This is a genomic window from Kitasatospora sp. NPDC093558 (assembly GCF_040683475.1).
Lineage (GTDB): Bacteria > Actinomycetota > Actinomycetes > Streptomycetales > Streptomycetaceae > Kitasatospora.
In genome coordinates this window covers 1-1637 of record NZ_JBFBDY010001053.1, presented here as the reverse complement: position 1 = coordinate 1637, position 1637 = coordinate 1, and the positions used below count along the sequence as shown (strand labels likewise).

Sequence of the window (1637 nt, the reverse complement as noted above, 5' to 3'; positions counted from 1 at the left end):
CCAAGATCGGCTCCGGTGGGCAGCAGGTCAAGTTCGGCTGGCTGGGCAAGCTGCCGAAGCCGAAGCTGGAGGGCAACAAGGCGACGTATGCCGACGCCCGCCCCGGCGTGGACCTGGTCCTCGAAGCGACCCGGACCGGTTTCGAGCAGTTCCTCGTCGTCAAGGACCGCTCCGCCATCGGGCAGACCGGCACCGTGACGATCCCGCTCGACACCACCGGCCTGAACGTCGCGCCGCAGCAGGACGGTTCGATCCAGCTGCTCGACAAGGCGTCCGGCAAGGTCACCGTCACCATCCCGGCCCCCGTCATGTGGGACGCCGCCGTCGACCCGGCCTCGCAGGAGCACCTGAACCGCGGCCCGGTGACGATGGAGGTCCGCGGCCAGGGCGCCGACACCGAGCTGGTGTTCACCCCGGATGCGGCGTTCCTCGCCGACCCGAAGCGCCAGTTCCCGGTCACCATCGACCCGGTGGTGAACGTCGGCACGACGTTCGACACGTACGTCCAGACGAACGAGAACATCGACGCCTCCGCGTCGACGGACCTCAAGCTGGGCAGCTACGACGGCAAGGTCGTGGCGCGGTCGTTCCTGACGATCCCGGGCGGCTCGTTCAACGGCAAGCAGATCCTGGGCGCCACGCTCAACCTCGCCAACTACCACTCCTCCTCCTGCGTCCCCAAGCAGTGGGAGGTCTGGAACGCGCCCGGCGCCGGGAGCTGGACCCGCTGGGGCAACCAGCCCGCGCTCGACCGCAAGTGGGCCACCTCGAACGACACCTGGGACGTCGCCAACGACGGTGACTCCCACGACTGCTACGCCCCGGACGGCACGTTCTGGGCGAAGGCCGACGTCACGGAGATGGTCCGGTACTTCGCCGGGTTCGGCTACAACGACTACGGCTTCGCCTTGAAGGCCGCCGACGAGTCGAGCAGCCTCTCCTGGAAGCGGTTCAGCTCGGCCGAGGGCTACTGGCCGCCGTTCATCTCGATCACGTACAACACCGTCCCGTCCACCCCGGCGACGGTCGAGGTGTTGCCCTCGCAGCAGGGCAACCCGCGCTACACCTCGGACCCGAACCCGCGGTTCCAGGTGCAGGCGGCCGACCCCGACGGCGACCCGCTGAAGGTCTACATGGACCTGTGGCGCGGCGGCACGTACCTGGGCACCGTCGTCCGTGACACCCCGAACGGCGCCATCGCCACCGTCCGTCCCTCGGACTACGGCATCGCCCGCCTGGACGAGGGCGTGCAGTACTCGATCTCGGCGATGCTCGACGACGGCAAGTCCCGCTCCGGCTGGGTGACCACCAACGTCATCGCCGACACCGTCAAGCCCGGGACGCCGTTCGTCAGTTCGGCCGACTACCCGGCCGACGGCCTGTGGCACGGCACGGCCAACCAGCCGGGCTCGTTCACGTTCTCGCCCGCCCCGGGCACCGACGACACCACGGCGTACGTCTACAACCTCGACGGCGGCACCCCGGTGACCGTCGCCGCCACCGGCGCCCTGACCCTGTCGATCACGCCGACCACCGAGGGCCGGCGCGTCCTGTCGGTGCAGTCCAAGGACCGTGCGGGCAACCTGTCCCCGCCCGCGACCTACGCCTTCCAGGTCGGCCAGGCCGGTATCAGCTCG

1 protein-coding gene is annotated in these 1637 nt (G+C 69.7%); it reads left to right on the top strand.

Annotation, left to right across the window (positions count from 1 at the left end; genetic code table 11):
- Positions 1-1637 (top strand): DNRLRE domain-containing protein (locus AB0O00_RS38370; protein ID WP_363659314.1); only part of this gene is annotated, 1637 nt, incomplete at both ends.